Raw genomic sequence first — 18234 nt, 5'->3', positions numbered from 1 at the left:
CAAACTCAAGCACCGCATTGCGGCTTCACCCTATCGAAAAAGAATGCTCAAAAAGATGCAGATGACGAGTGCAACACCGGCAAGCACTACGGCCGTTCTGGGGATTTGAATGCCATGATGCGTGCCTGTCCAGCAGGTAAGGTCGGCGAGTTGCTTGCGTGATTTTGCCGGAGTAAACGCACTCAGCAAGGCAGTGACGACAAGACAACTGGAGAAGGCAAGAATGGCTCCGTAGAAGTTGGCGCTCATATCGCTTCCATACGTGATCCAGTGCAGTCGGTAGGCGAAATTGTGCACGACCGACGAGAGTGTCCCAATCAAGAGCCCCCAGAAGCCAGCCTTGGGGGTAGCCCACATCGTGAACATGCCCAGCAGAAACGTCGCCAGCAACGGGGCATTGAACAGGGAAAAGAGCAACTGCAGGTAGTCCATGATGTTGTTGAAGGACAAGGCTAGATAGGCCGTCGCGATGCTGAGCAGAATCGCAACCAGAGTGGAGATTCTTCCTACTCGGACGTAATGGCTGTCACTTTTATTCGGCGACAGGGAGGCCCTATAGATATCGTGCGTCCAGATGGTGGTCAGGGCGTTGATGTTTCCTGCCAGTCCCGACATCAGGCTTGCGAGGATGGCGGTAATTCCGAACCCGAGCAGGCCGTGACGGTAGTAACGCATCATCAAAGCCGGCAGCGCCTGGTCGTAGTGGAATCCGGGGACGGAGCGGAAGAGAACCGCCGCCGCCAGGCCGGGAAGGACGACCAGGACAGGGAACAGGAGCTTTACGAAGGCCGCCACGAGGGGAGTGTTGAGTACTCCGGCCGTAGTGCGTGCGGCCAGGGCACGTTGGATCAACACGAAGTCTGTGCACCAGTATCCGAAGCTGAGAACAAACCCCAGTCCCATGGAGACGCCGATGACATCCATCGGGATGGCGTGAGGATTCGCCACGGGTAGTCCGACCCATGTATGGCGCATGGCAGGCTCCAGTTGCGCTGTGAGACCAGCCATGCCGTGGAAATCATGCAGGATGAAGAACACGAGCGGCAGAAGCCCGAGGACGATCAGGACGAACTGGATGACCTCGTTGTACATCGTTGCCGTCAGGCCACCGAGGGACACATACAGGAAGACGATGGCTGCGGCGGATAATGTGGTCTCTGTAAAACTCCATCCAAGAAAGGTGCGTAGGACCTGCGCCAAGGCATACAGGCTGATGCCGGAGACAAGGATCATCATGACGCCGCAGCACACGATATTCAGCGTGCGTGTCGACCCGTTGAAACGCAGCTTCAGGAACTCGGGTACGGTGAGCGCGCGGCTCCGCATATAAATGGGCAACATGCAGAGGGAGAGAAAGAGCATCGCCGGAATGGCGCCGATCCAGTAGAAATGAAGCGTCTTTGCGCCATATTTTGCACTGGCGGAGACAATCCCGACAATCTCAAGCGCTCCACAATTGGCTGCAACGAAGGCGATCGCCGTGACGGCGGTGGGCAAGGTGCGGGCCGCATGAAAGAAGTCGGAAGAGGAATGAGCCTTACGGCGAAAGAGCCACCCGACCAGGATGGTCGCGGCGAAGTAGACCCCGATGACGGTGAGGTCGAGCGGATTGGGAGGGAAAGCTTGCAAGTGTCTAAGTCTTACCTGGTGCTGAAGAGATGGTTAAGGCGTGCCTCTAAGTATGTGCGCAATCATAGGTATCGGCAGAGAGCGAGGCTGCAGTGCAGCAATTGTCACCCCTCTGAAAAATTCAGTTGACAATTCCTTATGCATTCCAATATAGATTCTGACACTCTCCGTGTATACGTATACATCAATCAGCAGGTAAGGCCTCTACGCAAAGTACGTTGCTTATGAGCAGCAGAGCAGGTTGCGATTGCAGATCGAATCAAAAGGAAGGCTAAACATATGTTTAAAGATTTCCTGGATAGAAGCAAGAAGCTCCTCCTTTACAGCGCACTTTCAGCTATTTGTCTGCTCTCGTTCACCATGCCTTCGGCATGGGCCCAGGTCGACCAGGGATCGGTTACTGGCACCGTTACGGATCAACAGGGAGCGGCAATTCCAAATGCCAGTATGACGATCAAAGATCTTGGTACGGCACTTGAGTTGAAGACGACAACCGATCAGCGAGGAGTGTACGTCTTTTCGCCGTTGAAGATCGGTCACTATACGATCACCGCCGCCGCATCCGGATTTCAAACAACATCCATTACTGATTTTGAACTGCAGGTAAGCCAGCGCCTCGGTATGAACGTGACCCTGCGAGTTGGAGCTGCGACACAGACTGTAGATGTTTCGGGTTCAAGCATCCCCTTGATGCAGACGGAAGATGGGTCTTCCGGGCACGTGTTTGACTCGCAAACGATCAACAATACCCCTCTGGCCAGCCGCAACTATGTTTTCCTGGCGCAATTAACCGCCGGCGTCAATCAAGGGCAACAGGGTTCGCGAAATGCGGCAAGTGGAGATTTCTCGGCCAATGGTCAACGAACCGAACAGAACAACTTCATTCTTGACGGTGTGGACAACAACTCGAATCTGACGGACTTCCTCAATGGAGCAAGCTTTATCGTTAACCCTCCTCCCGATGCTCTTCAGGAGTTCAAGATCCAGACGAGCGACTATAGCGCTGAATTAGGGCACTCCGCTGGAGCCGTGATCAATGCCAGCATCAAATCAGGAACAAACTCGTTTCATGGCAGTGCATGGGAGTATTTCCAGAACGATGCGCTAAACACCATTACCGGAAATAACTACTTCAGCCGTGTCTCTCCGGAGTTGCGCTATAACCAGTTTGGAGCTACGTTCGGCGGGCCCATCTGGAAGAACAAGCTCTTCTTCTTCGGTGATTATCAGGGCCTGCGCGAAATCACCACGAGCTCCTCTGGCCAATACACCGTGCCTACCGACCTGATGCGTCAGGGAAACTTTAGCGAGCTACTGCAGGCCTCGCTCACAAATCATAACAATCGGCAGTTGTATAACGCGGGCGGCCCGGCGCCAGGAACGAATGGGACCACCAACTATCTTTCGTGCAATGGGCAGGTCAATGTTATCTGCCCGTCACAAGTCGATGCCGTTGCCCAAAAACTGCTTGCAGCCTTTCCTGAACCGAACTTTGGCATTCAGGGGCAAACGTATAACAATTACATCTTCAATGGGCACCAGGCGATCAATACCAACCAGTTCGATGTAAGAACAGACTGGAATATCTCCAGCCACGACCAGGCATTCGCTCGATACAGCTTTGAGAATCAGCCTAAATTCTCGCCTTCGCCCTTTGGTGTTTTGGATGGGGCCGGTTTTGGCGGTTCGACCGTCATCAACCAAAGCCGCAGCTTCGCTTTCAGCGAAACCCATGAGTTTAGCGAGAAGTTTATCAATGAGCTGCGGTATGGCTACAACTGGAATCACTCGGCCTTTTACCAGGCTGGTTACAACCAGACAGGGCTTGCGGAATCCTTTGGGCTTGGCGGACTGCTTTCAGGACCTAATCTCGGCGGTATACCTGCCTTCAATGTGAACAATAACAATGGCATCAGCAATTTTGGAGCCTCCGGGTATGAGCCTTCCAATGAGCACCAGAACGTTTGGCAGATCAACGACAACGTCACTCGCATCGTTGGCAATCATTCGCTGCACTTTGGTGTAAACATCCAAAGTCTCCGCGTCGCCACTCTTCAGCCGAACAATGGCATTGGCCAAATAAGCTTTAGTGGAAAGTTCACCCAGGACCCCAATAACCAGGGAACAACCGGCTACGGCGCAGCGGACATGCTGCTGAACGAGATGAGCAGTTCAGCTCTTTCAAACATCACCACGACCAACAATATCTATTGGGTGCGTGCAGGCTACTTCCAGGACGATTGGAAGGCCACCTCGCAACTCACCATCAATGCCGGACTGCGCTACGAATACACGACGCCGGCGCGAGAGCGGAACGATCAGATGGGTAATTTCCGTCCGAACGTTCCTGTGCTGAACTACAACCCCGCAGAAAATATCACCGGTGGCGTCTATTTGCTGCCAACCAGCACCCGCAGTAATCCGCTGCCGCCCAACCTGTTGGCAAATTTTGCTAAGGATGGCGTCGTTGTGCAGTACACGGACAACCATTATCTGGTCAAACCCGACTACAAAAACTTTGCTCCTCGCATTGGATTTGCATATTCCATCAACGACAAGACTGTCGTTCGTGGAGCGTACGGCATCTTCTATGGGGCTCTCGAGGGCATCGGTTATTCTCTAAATCTTGGTGTCAACCCGCCGTTTGCGTTCAATAGCAACTTCAATAGCGCGGGCTGCGTTTATGGAAACTGCCCTACAAACGGTCAGACGCTTGAAACGGGATGGTCCAAGGTTCTGGCTACCGGCATCATTCAGGATGCGGCCTCGCCGAACCTGAACGGCTCAGACGATGTAAAGACACCTTATTCTCAGCAATACAATCTAACCGTACAACGTTCCTTCAGTTCTAATCTGACGGCTACCGTTGGTTATGTCGGTTCGACAACGCATCATCTGCAGACACCGGTCGACCCCAATAATCAGCCGCTGCCAGTCGGACCAGGGGATAATTCGCAGGCAGCCCGTCCTTACCCTGATCTCAACTATGGAAGTTATATCGTCTATGGTTCTGATGCGAACTATAACTCGCTGCAGACAAAGCTGGAGCGTAGATTCTCGAAGGGGCTCCAGTTTGCCGCATCGTATACGCTCTCTCATTCCCTCGATGATTCTCGCCAGCCGCTGAGCGATGCCTCCAATGGCATTGATTATCGCAATGCGCGCCAGCTTGGACTTAGCTACGATTATGGCAGTTCTTATCAGGATGTACGCCATCGGGCTACCCTGACAGGCGGGTATGAACTCCCGTTTGGCGCCGGTAAGCAGTGGATGAATCATAAAGGGATTGCCAACACGCTTGTCGGCGGATGGTCTGCAAACATCGCATTCTCCGTTCAATCTGGTAACCCACTCAGCATTCAGTCCAGCAACAACTCAACAGGCGGGGTAGGGCGAGCAAACGCCGTCAGGATCGCTGATCCCTTCAAGCCCGGTGGTGTTTCTGATCCGGTGCTTGGGTTTGGGCTGCCCTGCGCAACGAAGACAAAAACATTGCAGAGCTGGTTTAATCCTTGCGCCTTTATCAATCCTCCTGTCGCAATCGATCCAGGCCAGCCTGTATCAGCCGGGCAGGTAAGTGTCTCGAACAATGGCGGAAAAGCGGCTTATGGGCCGGCAGGACGAACGCTGGTTTATAGCCCGGGCTTCAACAAAACCGACCTCTCCCTGTTCAAGGCATTCAATCTTTATCGTGGGATGGGCTTCAAGATCCGCGGAGATATCTTCAACGTATTCAACGTTCCGGGCTATGGGGAGCCCAATAATTATCCGGGCAGCAGCACCTTTGGCCAAATTACTGGTCTCAACTTTGGCGGCAGAACGGTACAACTCTCGGGAAATTTCTACTTCTAGATTCATCAGCTCTAAGGCTGTTGAATCCTGATGGCCTCTATTGCTGACAACGCGCAGCATGTTCCCCGACGCTTCAACGTCAAGGGACATGCTGCGCGTTCTGTTTGCTGGGCATTTGATTGGTGCCTACTGAAACGAGTTCGGCAATCTCAAGCGCTCGACCCCTGGCGGTGACGAAGGCAATTGTCGTGACTGCGGTGGGAAGGTGCGGGCTGGCATGTCGGTGTGAAAGATCGCAAAAAAGACAAGGCTGTGCCTGCTGCTTGCTGGACTGAATTGCTGGCTGAAATATGAACTTGAGCCCAAGTGCAGTTGCGAGCTTCTTCATGTAAAAATGCCGCCCGTGAAACGATTATCGCATCTGTAAAAAATAAGTTGACAACGCTCTATTCGTTCCACTATAGGTTTTGAGCGGCACATGTATACGTATACAGGATTTCATGTATACGTATACATCGTGGCAAGGGAATGATCAAAGCGGAAATGCACATCGCATCGGAACGGTAGCGAAGATCCCCATTGCGGGGTGTTGAATCAAAAGGAAGGCCTAATATGTTTAGAAATTTAGTTGATAGAAGCAATAAGCTCTTCTACTACAGCACATTGTTCGCTGTTTGCCTGCTCGCGTTCGTCGTGCCCTCGGCATGGGCTCAGACGGATCAGGGCGCGATTACAGGAGTCGTTCAAGACGATCAGGGTGCAATTATTCCGGGGGCAAAGGTCACTCTCACCGCCACGGATACCGCCTTTTCTCTTGAGCGCACGGCCAATAACGATGGCGTCTTCGTGTTTGCGCCTGTGAAGATCGGCAACTACAAGCTGTCAGCGACTGCCCCAAGCTTCCAGACCACTGTGCGTGAGAACCTGCACCTGGACATCCAGCAGCGCCTGAACGTTACGCTCGCCTTGAAGCCGGGTGAGGTGACGCAGCAGGTGACGGTCACGACCGAGTCTCCGTTGCTCGAAACGCAGACCAGCGCCGTTGGACAGGTCATCAGCTCAGAGACCATTAACAACACTCCGTTGAACGGCCGTAACTGGGTTTACATTGCCCAATTGACTGCAGGCGTTGCTCCTCCCTTCGGCAACACGCGCGGCAGTGGCACGGGCGACTTTGTGGCCAATGGCCAGAGTGCCGAGCAGAACGATTTTCTGTTGGATGGTGTCGACAACAACACGAATCTGATCGACTTCCTCAATGGCTCGAGCTACGTGGTGCGACCGCCGCCTGATGCACTGGCTGAGTTCAGTCTGCAGACGAGTAACTTCAGCGCAGAGTTCGGTCACTCGGCTGGTGCGGTGCTGAGTGCCAGCATCAAGTCCGGTACGAACCAGATTCACGGCGATGTGTGGGAGTATGTTCGCAATACCAGTCTCGACGCGCAGCCCTGGAATGCCCAGTCCGTTGCGCCTTACCACGAGAACCAATTTGGAGCGACTCTCGGTCTCCCAATCTGGAAGAACCACTTCTTCTACTTCGGCGACATCGAGGCAAATCGTATTTCGATCGCCAATCCGAATATTCTCACCGTGCCGACAGCCCTGATGCGTCAGGGAAACTTCAGTGAGTTTCTAAATCCTGCTCTCGTAAAGCAGGGCGTAGCGGTTCAGCTCTACCAGCCCAACTCCGGCGGTGCGCAGACGCTATCCTGCAATGGTTTGAACAATGTTTTCTGTCCTACCCAAATCAACTCGGTTGCACAGAACATCCTCAACATGTACCCCAATCCGAATGCTGGTGTTACGGGACAGACCTACAACAATTACAACGTAAATTTGGGCCAGACGGACAATACAATTCAGTGGGACCAGAGACTCGATTGGAACATCAGCCAGAGAGACCAGGCCTACGCGCGCTATAGCTATGCGCACGAAATCAAGACAAACGGGCTTCCGCTCGGGCCAATCCTTGACGGTAGCGGTTTCGGCGGCGAAAACGATACGAATCTGGCTGAGAACTTCATCCTGAGCGAGACCCATGCCTTTGCGCCGACGCTCACCAACGAGTTCCGCTTCGGTTATAACTGGATCCACTCTCAGTACCACCAACCGAACTCGAACAGCAGCACGCTCGCCGCATCGCTGGGCTTGGGGAATGTTCCTTTTCCGGGACCTGGTCTAGGTGGACTGCCGCTGGGTTATTTCAGCAATGGAACCTATGGAGATATCCAGCAGTGGGGCTCCGTAGGTACACAGGATGAAGCCCAGAACGTCTATCAGATTCTGGACAACGTCAACAAAACTATCGGCAACCATTCTCTGAAGGTTGGCGTATCGTTCCAGTCCATACGCGTCTTCGACCGTTATGCGGCAGCTCCAACCGGGCAATACTTCTATACCGGTACCTACACGGCAGCCGTGGGAGTAGGAAATACAGGCGCTTCGTCAGCTGACTTCCTTGTCGACCAGATGAATACTGCCGATATCTCTACGTCCCCGGCGATCAACGATGTGCAGTGGTATGACTCCGCCTATTTCCAGGATGACTGGAAGGTCGCTCATAACTTTACCCTCAATCTTGGTCTCAGGTATGACCACTATCAGCCTTACAAAGAAAATAGCGGAAGCCAGGCAAACTTCATCAATGCCACCAACCTCGGCATCGGCACAGGATCTGCTGTTTATGAACTTCCCAGCCGGTCACGGGGTGTAGATCTCGGTGCACCGTTCCTGGCCTTGTTAGCCCAGGATAATATCGCACTCCAGTACAACGACAATGAGCGTTTGGCGAAAGGACAAGAACTCAACTTTGCGCCTCGTATCGGCTTTGCGTATCAACCGACGGCAAAGACGGTAGTTCGCAGCGGCTTCGGTATTTTCTACGGAGGCCTGCAGAGCGAGGGAAATACAAACCTGGGGACCAATTTCCCCTGGTCGAATTCAGCGAATCTCTTTACCCCTACTTGCTCTGTTGGTAACTGCCCATCCCTTAGCGCCCAAGGCGTCACCCTGGAGACGGGACTGGTTGCCAAGACAGGTAATGGGCTGCAGAACTTCGTGTCGACCCCAGGCTTTCATGCCATCGATCCCTTCATCAAAACGCCTTACACCATGAATTACAACCTGTCGGTCGAGCGGTCGATCACCACCAATATGGTTGCGACGGTGAGTTACGTCGGCAATGTTTCGCGTCATCTTCCGCTCTATTTCGACCCCAATACGATACGAGGCCTCTTTGCCTCGGGCGTCAGCACGCAACAGTATCAGCCGTTTCCCGATTTCGGAGGTGCAGGTACCATTCACTATGGCGGTATCAGCAACTACAACTCAATGCAGGCCAAACTGGAAAAGCGTGCGTCTCATGGGCTCAGCTTCCTGGCAACCTATACCTTGTCGCATAGCTTGACTGACGACAGCGACGCGGGTGGTCTTGAATCTGCTGTCGGCGATCGCAATATGGCACTCATCCCCTACACCGAGGAATATGCCAACTCGCCCTATGACGTTCGTCACCGGTTTACATTGAACGGTAACTATCAACTGCCCTTTGGAAGAGGCAAAGCGTTCCTGAATAAATCGCGCTGGGAAGATGAGATCGTTGGGGGATGGTCCTCGAGCCTCACTTTCGCGGCTCAGACCGGTACGCCGTTTACGGTAGGCACTTCTAACATCAGTACCGCGAACGGTGGTAGCGCAAGAGCTATAGAGATTCGTGACCCATTTGCTCCTGGCGGATCTCCGAATAGTTCCAATCCGAATATCACTTGCCCCACCCAGACCAGGAACAAAGCGAATTGGTATAACCCTTGCGCATTTGCCAACCCGCTACCGGGTAATTTGATCTGCCCGCTCAACACGGCGCCAGGCACAGTGGTCAACGGCGTTCCCTGCACGATTGCCTCACCCGTCACGAGCGAAGGGGCAGCACTGTCGTTCCTCGGTGGCAGATCGAACACCGTTTACGGCCCCGGCTACTATGGTGTCAATATGTCACTTTTCAAGGACTTTGCCACGTTCCGAAAACAATACCTTTCGTTCCGTGTGGATGCTTTCAATCTCTTGAATCATCCGACGCTTGGAAATCCCTCTACCTCGGACAACAGTTCGAATGGTGGTCAGATCACCGGGCCTAAGTCATTCCAAGCCAACACGCCGGATGCTCGATTCCTGCAGCTTTCTGCGAAGTATGTCTTCTAACCCCATGACTTGACGAGGAAGGTCATAGCAACCTCAGCAAGTCATGGAGATCACTAAGCTGGGCAACCGCACCATCGTTTTATGATGGTGCGGTTGTCGCACTCAGAGCCCTGCCTGAGCTTTCTATTCCCTGTGTCCCGACAGTGGCCGGGACTTATTCCATAAGCGTGCATACCGTGAGCCATGTCCCTTATGATGATTCTCTAAGTTCAACCCCGGAAGCTATAACGCTGGTAGTTACAACGTAAAAGGTGTACATCTCTACCATCCGGTCGCGGTAGTAATAGCACTGCCTCCAGGGGAGAGAACGGACGTCCAGTCCGTTCTCTCCTCAATTTTTCTTATACAAACTATTGGGGATCTCATGAAACGCGATGCAAGTTTGCGGCGAGTGTTGGCTGTAGCTGGAATGACGGCCATTACGGTACTTGTAAGCTCCACAACCTCGCAGGCGGCTGCACAAGCAAACCCTGCTATCTCTCAGCAGGAGATAAAGCTCCAAAATCAGTTACTCACCATCCACTATCACCGCCAGACGGGCACGATGGATATCGAGTGGCGTGACGGGCACAAGCTTCTTGGCATAACGAGCGGTGCGCGTCTCGAAGATGGCCGTCAGCTTTCGACTGCCACCTATACGGAACATGAGTTGGACAGGACTCCGCATGCTGCGAGCGCTACAGCGGGGCATGAGTACACCATTCGCAGTACGGCTGCCGGTCAGCCGGGGCTTCTGCAGCATATCTGGATCTACGACGGCAAGCCCTGGATTGCTATCGAGGCAGAACTCGATCCGAAGGATGGGGCTGTCGGCACACGGCATTTCGATGCCGTCATGCTCAAAGGATCGGACACGGTGCAGATCGGCGAAAGCAAGTCACTGCGTGTGCTGCACGTTCCCTTCGATAACGACATGTGGTTCCGTTACGACAGCGTCTCTGCCGCAGACCTGAAGCCCAGCCAACTGGTTACCAGCGACGAAGTGACAGCGCTCTACGATAATACGAGCCGCCAGGCCTTGATCCTCGGGTCGATTACTCATGACACCTGGAAGACAGCCATTGAAGCTCACGCCGCGGACGGCCAACTGACGGACCTCGATATCTATGGTGGTATCTCGTCTCCTACTGGCGTCCGGACAGATACACATGACACTGTTCCGCATGGCATCGTGCATGGCACACATGTGGTTTCACCGCGCATCTTTATCGGATCGTTCTCCGACTGGCGCGATGGGCTGGAAGCTTACGGTGCTGCTAATGCCGCTATCCATGCTCCTCTCAAGTGGGCTGAGGGCGCCCCGATGGGATGGAATAGCTGGGCCTCGTATGCCGACAAGATCGACGATCGCCGTTACCTTGGTTCCGCTGCGTTTGTCCGTGACACCCTGGTGCCGCTGGGGTTCGGCAATCACAAAGTGGTTTACATCAACTTCGATGCCTTCTGGTCGAAGCTTGATGCAGTACAGCTGACGGATGCCGTCGCTACGATCAAGGCGATGCACGGCGCGGATGGCACTCGCTTCGAACCGGGTATCTACTGGACTCCGTTTGCTTATTGGTCTGACGATCTCGATGCCTATGTCGAAGGCACGAACATGAAGTATCGCTACCGCGACATTCTGTTGAAGGCGCCCGATGGCTCTTTGCTTCCGAAGGTAGATGGAGGCCTGGCGATCGACCCATCGCATCCTGGTTCGAAAGCTCGGGCAGCTTACTATCTGCAACAGTTCCAGAAGCTCGGCTTTCAATATCTCAAGATCGATTTTCTCTCTCACGGTGCGCTCGAAGGTGTTCACTTCGATCCTGCGATCCAGACAGGCATTCAGGCTTATAACCTCGGCATGAAGCAGATCGTCGATGTGACAGGGAATCACATGTTCCTTAGCCTCTCCATTGCTCCGCTCTTTCCTTCGGGCTATGGACACGCCCGACGGCTCTCCTGTGACACCAAGGGGCATATCAGCGGCGGCGATCAATCGACGGAGTACATGCTCAACTCGCTTACCTATGGCTGGTGGACGAGCAAGAATCTTTACATTACCGATCCTGATCACGTAGTTCTCGGCGAGAAGGCTGACCAGGGTGCGCGCAATGTGGACGAAGGCAAGAGCCGTCTGCTTTCGGCCATCATCAGCGGCGGCATGGTGCTCGATAGCAGCCGTCTGGCGGATGATCCTCAGGGGCGCGAACTGGCGCAGGCTGTCTATAACAATCGCCCGTGGTTAGCCGTTGGTGCCGAGGAGAAGACGTTTCGTCCCATTGAAGGCAATACGGGCGACAAAGCTACGGATGCCTTCGTTCGCGCCTCTGCTCATGGTGTGTACGTTGCGTTCTTCAACTACGACGAGAAGCATGCTCAGACCATCACGATCCCCTTGGACCGCATCGATAAGTCGCTTGCGACAGCGACTGTTACTGTGATCGATGTCGCTTCAGGAACAAAACGGGATTCCGCTCATGCGGATCTCAGTGTGAAGTTATCGCCTTCGGCCTCGACGCTGGTTGAACTGCGTTGGAAGTAATTTGTTCGTTAGCAAAAGGGAATTCTCAGTGACGACAACAAGACGAGATTTTGTGATCGGCTCCGCCGCTCTCGCACTCTATCCTCCACGGCTCATGCACGCGGCGGGTCAATCCTCCCCCTCTCACAAAACAGAACTCTGGTACTCCCGCCCTGCTACTCGATGGATGGAAGCTGTACCCATAGGCAATGGCCGTATCGGTGGGATGATCTATGGCGGGACTTCTGTCGAGAGCTTTGCTCTCACGGAATCGACAACCTGGTCAGGTGCGCCGAGCGACAGGAATGTCAATCCAACAGCGCTTGAGAATCTGGAAAAGATCCGCGAAGTCATGTTCGCAGGAAAGTATGCCGAGGGTGGGGAGCTCTGCAAGGAGCATCTGCTGGGGCATTCTGACTCCTTTGGTACCCACCTGCCAATGGCCACCCTGGAGTTGGCTTTTCCTGGAGACGGCCCCACACAAAACTATCGGCGGTCTCTCAATCTCGATGAAGCGATCGCCTATGTCGGCTACACGCGCGACGGTCTAGCGTTTCACCGTGAGGTCTTCGCCTCCAACCCTGACAATGCCTTGATTGCTCATCTCACCTGCAATCAGCCAAAGTCAATTAGCTGCTCTATCTCATTCCCTAAATTGACACTTCCCGGCGAGGTCACTACGGAAGGGAATGACACCCTTGTTCTCAAGGGGAATGCTTTTGAACATCAGCATAGTAACGGGAAGCAGGGAGTAGCTTTCGAAACGCGAGTTTGCCTGTCTGCCAAGGGGGGCGAGGTTACTGCTCATGACGGGGCTTTGCAGGTAAAGGGAGCCGATGCCGTTACTCTGCACGTCGTCATCGCTACAAACTTTCGTGGAGCCGATGCCTCGGCGCGGAATGTGCAGACGTTGCAGGTGCTCCGTCCCAAAACTTTTGCGCAGCTTCGCGCCGCTCATGTTGCGGATCACCAGTCGCTCTATCGTCGTGTAGCGATCGATCTGGGTACCAATCCATCGGCGGAGTTGAAACCTACCGATGAGAGACGCAAGGCTGTAGAAGCTGGTGGAGACGACCCGGGGCTTGCGTCGCTCTTTTTTCAATATGGCCGATATCTTACGATTGCGGGCTCGCGTGCTAATTCTCCTTTGCCGTTAGCTTTGCAGGGGATCTGGAACGATGGACTGGCTTCCAGCATGGGTTGGACGGATGACTTTCATCTCGACATCAACACAGAGCAGAATTACTGGGCGGCTGAGGTCTGCAATCTTTCGGAGTGTCAGTCTCCTCTGTTCGATTTCATCGATGGCATGCGTGTGGCCGGCCGATCTACCGCACGCAACATGTACGGTGCGCCTGGTTGGGTAGCGCACGTCATTACGAACCCCTGGGGCTATACTGCGCCCGGTGGGGGGCTGGGCTGGGGATTGTTCCCCACCGGAGGCGTCTGGCTTGCTCTTCAAATGTGGGAGCACTATCGCTTTACCGGGGATAAGCAATTTCTTCAGCAGCGCCTCTATCCGGTGTACAAAGAGGCTGCTGAATTCTTTCTGGCTTATCTGGTCAAGCATCCTCAGAAGGAGTGGCTCGTCACCGGGCCCTCGGTCTCTCCCGAAAACTGGTTTCTCTCTCCCGATGGAAAGCACTGCGCTGAGTCGATGGGGCCAACCGTCGACCGTGTGCTTGTGTACTCTCTGCTGAGCGGATGCATCGAAGCCTGCACCGTGCTCGGCATCGATGAGGAGTTTCGTGCCAGTGCGAAGGCCGCGCTGGATCGTTTACCTCCGTTCCAGATTGGGAAGCATGGCCAGCTGCAGGAGTGGCTCGAAGACTTTGACGAAGCTATCCCGGAGCATCGCCACACCTCTCATCTCATCTCGCTTTATCCCGAGCATCAGATCTCTCCCGTAACGACACCCGAACTCGCCAAGGCGGCGCGCATTACCCTTGAGCGCCGCGTCAGCCAGCCTAACTGGGAAGACTCGGAGTGGGCCCGCGCCAATCTGGTCAACTATTATGCTCGCCTTCTCGACGGAGAATCGGCGCACAAGCACTATGTTGGTCTTCTCTCGAAGGCTACGGAAGACTCGCTGCTGACTTATTCGCGTGGCGGCGTTGCCGGGGCAGAGAGCAATATCTTCTCGCTCGATGGGAATACCGCGGGTGCTGCCGGGGTGGCGGAGATGCTACTCCAGTCGCAGGCGGACGAGATCCATCTTCTGCCTGCGCTTCCCTCGGCATGGCCGCAGGGAAGTATCAAGGGCTTATGTGCCCGAGGTGGAATTGAAGTTTCGGTGGCCTGGACGGAGGGGAAGCTGGTCTCTGCTTCCCTTAAGAGCAGACATGGGGGAACCCATTCGGTGCGATATGGGACAGGCGTTGTGAAGGTGACGCTGCCAATTGGTCGCGAGGTTAAAATTAGCCCCTCGCAGTTTCATAGTGCGTAGGCCCTGAAAGGAAGAGTTTTATGAGGTTGAATCTGTACAAGCTGTCGATCTTCGCCTTGTTTGTCTGTGGAGTGGCGATGATAGGGCCAGCCTGGGCGCACGCACAGGATCGCGCGTCCAGGCCGGAAGAGACGGAGTGGACCTGGGAGGTCCGTCCGGTGCATGTCGATCCCAAGCTCCCCAATGTTCTGTTGGTCGGCGACTCCATCACGAGAAACTACTATCCAGAGGTCAAGAAGCAGTTAGCCGATGTCGCGAATGTCTATTTGTTTGCCGCGTCGACCAGCCTCGGAGATCCTCGTCTTCCTCGTGAGCTTGTCGAGTTCTCCGCGATGGAAGGGGTTCCCTTCAAGGTGGTGCACTTCAATAACGGCATGCATGGTTGGACATATTCAGAGGAAGAGTTCAAGGCGGCCTTTCCCGCTTACCTTCGTACTCTGCATAAGATTGCGCCCAAGGCTTCGTTTATCTGGGCAAATATCACGCCGGTAAAAGCGGAAGATACTCCGGGGCCTACCAACGCTCGCATTGAAGCTAGAAATCATATCGCTCAAGCGGTTATGGTTAAGTCTGGTATCCCCGTGGATGACCAGCATGAACTGATGACGCATCACACGGATCAGTATGAAGACCATGTGCATTTCAATCCCACGGGAGCTGCTATTCAGGGCCAGCAGGTGGCACAATTCATTCGGTCAGCGCTGAAGAAATAAGGTAGCGATAGATCAGGGAGTCTGCACAGGGCTGAGTCCTAAAGGGGCGATAGATCCCAAATTGTAGTGGGCTGAAGGCCCGACCTATTCCTGGCATCATGGATAGGTCGGGCTTTTAGTGGCTGCTAAAAGGTTGTAGCGCGCTGAAGCGCGTTACAACAGCGGCTAAAGCCGCATTGCAACATTGGCATTTTCGGCACGGCTGAAGCCGTGCCCTTAACGAAGCGTGACTAATCAAAAGTAGCTATCGTCGCCTAGTGAATATTTACTTCCTGTTTCAGTGGGAGATGTTCCGAGGAGTCGCCCGCGAAGATCGTGAAGCGGCCTGAATCTACTTGCCAGTTCTTTTTCTCGTTAGACCAGTAGGCGAAGGAACGGCTGTCCAGTGTGAGTGAGACGGTTTTGCTTTCGCCGGGCTTCAGGGTTACTTTCTGGAAGGCCTTGAGTTCATAGGCGGGTCTGGCTACCTTGGGTGACTGTTCTCCTACGTAGAGTTGGGCCACCGTCGCGCCTTCTACCGATCCGGTATTTTGAACGGTCAGCGTCACGGTCAGGGGATCGCCGGCTTTAAGAGAGGGCTGGCTTAGGGCAAGGTTGCTGAAGTTGAAGGTCGTGTAGGAAAGCCCGAAGCCAAAGGGGAAACGTGGCGTTGTGTGCTGGGTGTTCACAGCCGGGGATTCATAGTATCTGTAACCCAGGAAGATGCCCTCGGTGTAGCGAATGTGTGGCGTATCCGTGTTGGAGGTGTCCTGCGGGTAGTAGCTGTGCAGCGTTGGATTATCTTCCCACTTATATTCGAAGCTGACGGGAAGATGTCCCTCGGGATTTTGTTCTCCAAAGAGAACATCCGCAAGAGCCGTGCCGCCTTCTTCCCCTGGATATTAGAGGTGCAGCAGGGCCGGCACGTGATCGAGCCATGAGCGCATATCGACGTTGCCACCTGCATTGAGCGTGACGATTGTCCTGGGGTTGAGGGCTGCAAGGTTGCGGATGAAGATGTCCTGCAGCAGCGGCAGTTCGAAGGTGCGGTCCGCTCCTTCGTGTTCGGTACTCTTATCGAAGCCGGCGGTAAAGAGAACCGCATCGGCGTGCTTCGCGATTGAGCGAGCCCGTGCCGAAAGAATGTCGTCTTCCTGCAAGATCCCAAATCCCGGAGACACCTCGGTGTTGCCTGGGAGGTAGTCCATACGCAGGTCGATGCTTTGTCCCTGCTTCAGGGGATGGGGCAGAGGCTGATAGTAAAGCTCTCCGTGCAGGTCGGTGCTTTTTGTTGGAAGCGGCTCGCCATCGACAAAGACTGTGTGATGGTCCGGGGCGCGGCCCTCATGCACGATGACGAAGTAATTGCCCGCCTTCGGCGCCGTAAACCGGCCCGACCAGCGGATCGATCCGTTCTTCGGCGCAACGATGCGATCTTCGGAGAGGTGATCGCGAACCGACTCCGTAGCAGCTCCGGTCCAGTTGTTTGTGGAGAAGACCTGCTGCTTCAGCCCACCCTCAAAGGGGTTCTGAGACAAGACGTCGTAGCCGGCAGGGAAGCCGTCATCGTAAAGAACCCGATGCGTGCAGCCAGGAGTCGCGGCAGCATGGGCAGAGACGTAATCGGCGACGCCTTCGAGAATGCTGACAGACTTATGTGTTGCGACGATGGCGCTTCCGCCCCCGCCCATGACGGCAGGAGAGGCGTTGGGGCCGATGATCGCGAGAGTGCAGGTCTTCTCGACATTCAGCGGGAGAACCGCGCCGTCGTTCTTGAGCAGAACGATGCTCTCTTTGGCAATATCGAGTGCCGTCTTGTCGCTGTCTTCCGAGAAGAGTGAGGTCGAATCGTCCTCCTGTCTGCCGGATGTTCCGAAGCGCAGAGAGAGGCGAAGAATGCGGCGAACCTTGTCGTCGATGAGCTTTTCCGAGAGCGAGCCGTTATGGACGGCGGGTAGCAACGTGTCTCGCGTCATGAAATGCGCAAACGGCATCTCCAGGTCGAGGCCATTCTTTGCCGCCTCGACACCGTCATAGACAGAGACCCAGTCGGACATGATGATTCCATCGAAGCCCCACTCTTTCTTGGCGAGTTCGACGTTCATCCACCCGTTTTGCGTTGAGTGCACCCCGTCGACGAGGTTGTAAGAGTCCATGATGGTGGCGACGTGTGCTTCTTTTACGGCGGCTTCAAAGGCGGGCAGATAGATCTCGCGCTTGGTCCGCTCATCTGCGTCGGAGCTTGCGTTGTGCCGGTTGAACTCCTGGTTGTTGAGCATGAAATGCTTTACCGTCGCGCCGACGCCCTGCGACTGCACGCCACGGATGTAGCCCACGGCCGTCCGCGAGGCCAGCCAGGGGTCTTCGCCCATGTACTCGAAGTTTCGGCCGCCCATGGGCGCGCGGGCGATGTTGACTCCTGGTCCCAGGAGGATATCCACGCCGCGTGCGCGGGCATCGCGGCCGAGTGAAGCTCCCATGCGTTCCGCAAGGGACGGGTCCCAGGAAGCTGCAAGGGCGATGGGAGCGGGGTAGGCGATGGCCGGAATGCCGGAACGCAGGCCTGCGGGACCGTCGGACATGCGGATGGGGGCCAGACCGATGGAAGGCTCCGCGTGGGTATACCAACTGCTGACGCCGCCGATGAGGTCGATCTTTTCTTCTAGGGTAAGCTTCGCCAGCATCTGATCGATCTGCTGTTCCTGGGCCGCCGTAGATGTCTGCTGCGCAGAGGCCAGAGGCCCGTTCATGCAGGTTGCCGCAACGAAGAGGCTGCCGAGCAACAATTGTGGGGTATGGCGTGCGGCAGACCGGAGTATGGCGAGGGGAAGCAGGAATCTCATTCGGGAACGTTCTCCTTGGCAGCAGTAAGTCTATCGATTGTTGCCATGATTGCAACAGTCCGCTCTCTTCGGCTCGGTAACCTGAACGGATGAGCGCTTCAGCTCCTCTCTACCGAGCATTAAAACAAGCCC

7 protein-coding genes and 1 pseudogene are annotated in these 18234 nt (G+C 54.7%); 5 read left to right on the top strand and 3 right to left on the bottom strand.

The window, feature by feature from the left end; genetic code table 11:
• Positions 1-30: 30 nt before the first annotated feature.
• Entirely contained in the window at positions 31-1629 is a 1599-nt protein-coding gene (locus HDF15_RS11660; RefSeq protein WP_184255691.1) for a sodium:solute symporter family protein, read from the bottom strand.
• A gap of 279 nt (positions 1630-1908) precedes the next feature.
• Between HDF15_RS11660 and HDF15_RS11655 the strand changes: the two genes are divergently transcribed.
• The 5 genes from HDF15_RS11655 to HDF15_RS11635 all read left to right on the top strand — a co-directional run bounded on the left by HDF15_RS11655 (position 1909) and on the right by HDF15_RS11635 (position 15280).
• Positions 1909-5481: a carboxypeptidase-like regulatory domain-containing protein gene (locus HDF15_RS11655; RefSeq protein ID WP_184255689.1), complete on the top strand. Its 3573-nt coding sequence runs from the start codon at positions 1909-1911 to the stop codon at positions 5479-5481.
• Between the two features lie 552 nt (positions 5482-6033).
• Positions 6034-9618: a carboxypeptidase regulatory-like domain-containing protein gene (locus tag HDF15_RS11650; RefSeq protein WP_184255687.1), complete on the top strand. Its 3585-nt coding sequence runs from the start codon at positions 6034-6036 to the stop codon at positions 9616-9618.
• A 364-nt stretch (positions 9619-9982) separates the two neighbouring features.
• Entirely contained in the window at positions 9983-12142 is a 2160-nt protein-coding gene (locus HDF15_RS11645; RefSeq protein ID WP_184255685.1) for a hypothetical protein, read from the top strand.
• A gap of 28 nt (positions 12143-12170) precedes the next feature.
• Complete coding sequence (locus tag HDF15_RS11640) at positions 12171-14567, top strand: glycosyl hydrolase family 95 catalytic domain-containing protein (protein WP_311733084.1); 2397 nt, start codon at positions 12171-12173, stop codon at positions 14565-14567.
• Positions 14568-14587: 20 nt separating this feature from the next.
• Positions 14588-15280: an SGNH/GDSL hydrolase family protein gene (locus HDF15_RS11635; protein ID WP_184255683.1), complete on the top strand. Its 693-nt coding sequence runs from the start codon at positions 14588-14590 to the stop codon at positions 15278-15280.
• A gap of 254 nt (positions 15281-15534) precedes the next feature.
• Here HDF15_RS11635 and HDF15_RS11630 read toward each other — a convergent pair whose 3' ends face one another.
• Together HDF15_RS11630 and HDF15_RS11620 are read right to left on the bottom strand one after the other, a co-directional pair.
• Positions 15535-15948 carry a fibronectin type III-like domain-contianing protein gene (locus HDF15_RS11630; RefSeq protein WP_184255681.1) on the bottom strand — a complete coding sequence of 138 codons (414 nt, stop codon included), beginning with the start codon at positions 15946-15948 and terminating at the stop codon, positions 15535-15537.
• Positions 15949-15981: 33 nt separating this feature from the next.
• A pseudogene (locus tag HDF15_RS11620) lies at positions 15982-17841 on the bottom strand (glycoside hydrolase family 3 protein); the annotation flags it as partial.
• Positions 17842-18234 lie beyond the last annotated feature (393 nt).

It is taken from the genome of Granulicella mallensis (assembly GCF_014203225.1).
Classification (GTDB): domain Bacteria; phylum Acidobacteriota; class Terriglobia; order Terriglobales; family Acidobacteriaceae; genus Granulicella; species Granulicella mallensis_A.
The sequence above is the reverse complement of the archived record's forward strand: the minus strand, read 5'-3'. Positions and strand labels throughout refer to the sequence as shown.

Bases quoted from the DNA above. Each gene is read 5' to 3' on its own strand.
- HDF15_RS11655 (WP_184255689.1), top strand. From the start codon at position 1,909: ATGTTTAAAGATTTCCTGGATAGAAGCAAGAAGCTCCTCCTTTACAGC.
- HDF15_RS11650 (WP_184255687.1), top strand. From the start codon at position 6,034: ATGTTTAGAAATTTAGTTGATAGAAGCAATAAGCTCTTCTACTACAGC.
- HDF15_RS11645 (WP_184255685.1), top strand. From the start codon at position 9,983: ATGAAACGCGATGCAAGTTTGCGGCGAGTGTTGGCTGTAGCTGGAATG.
- HDF15_RS11635 (WP_184255683.1), top strand. From the start codon at position 14,588: ATGAGGTTGAATCTGTACAAGCTGTCGATCTTCGCCTTGTTTGTCTGT.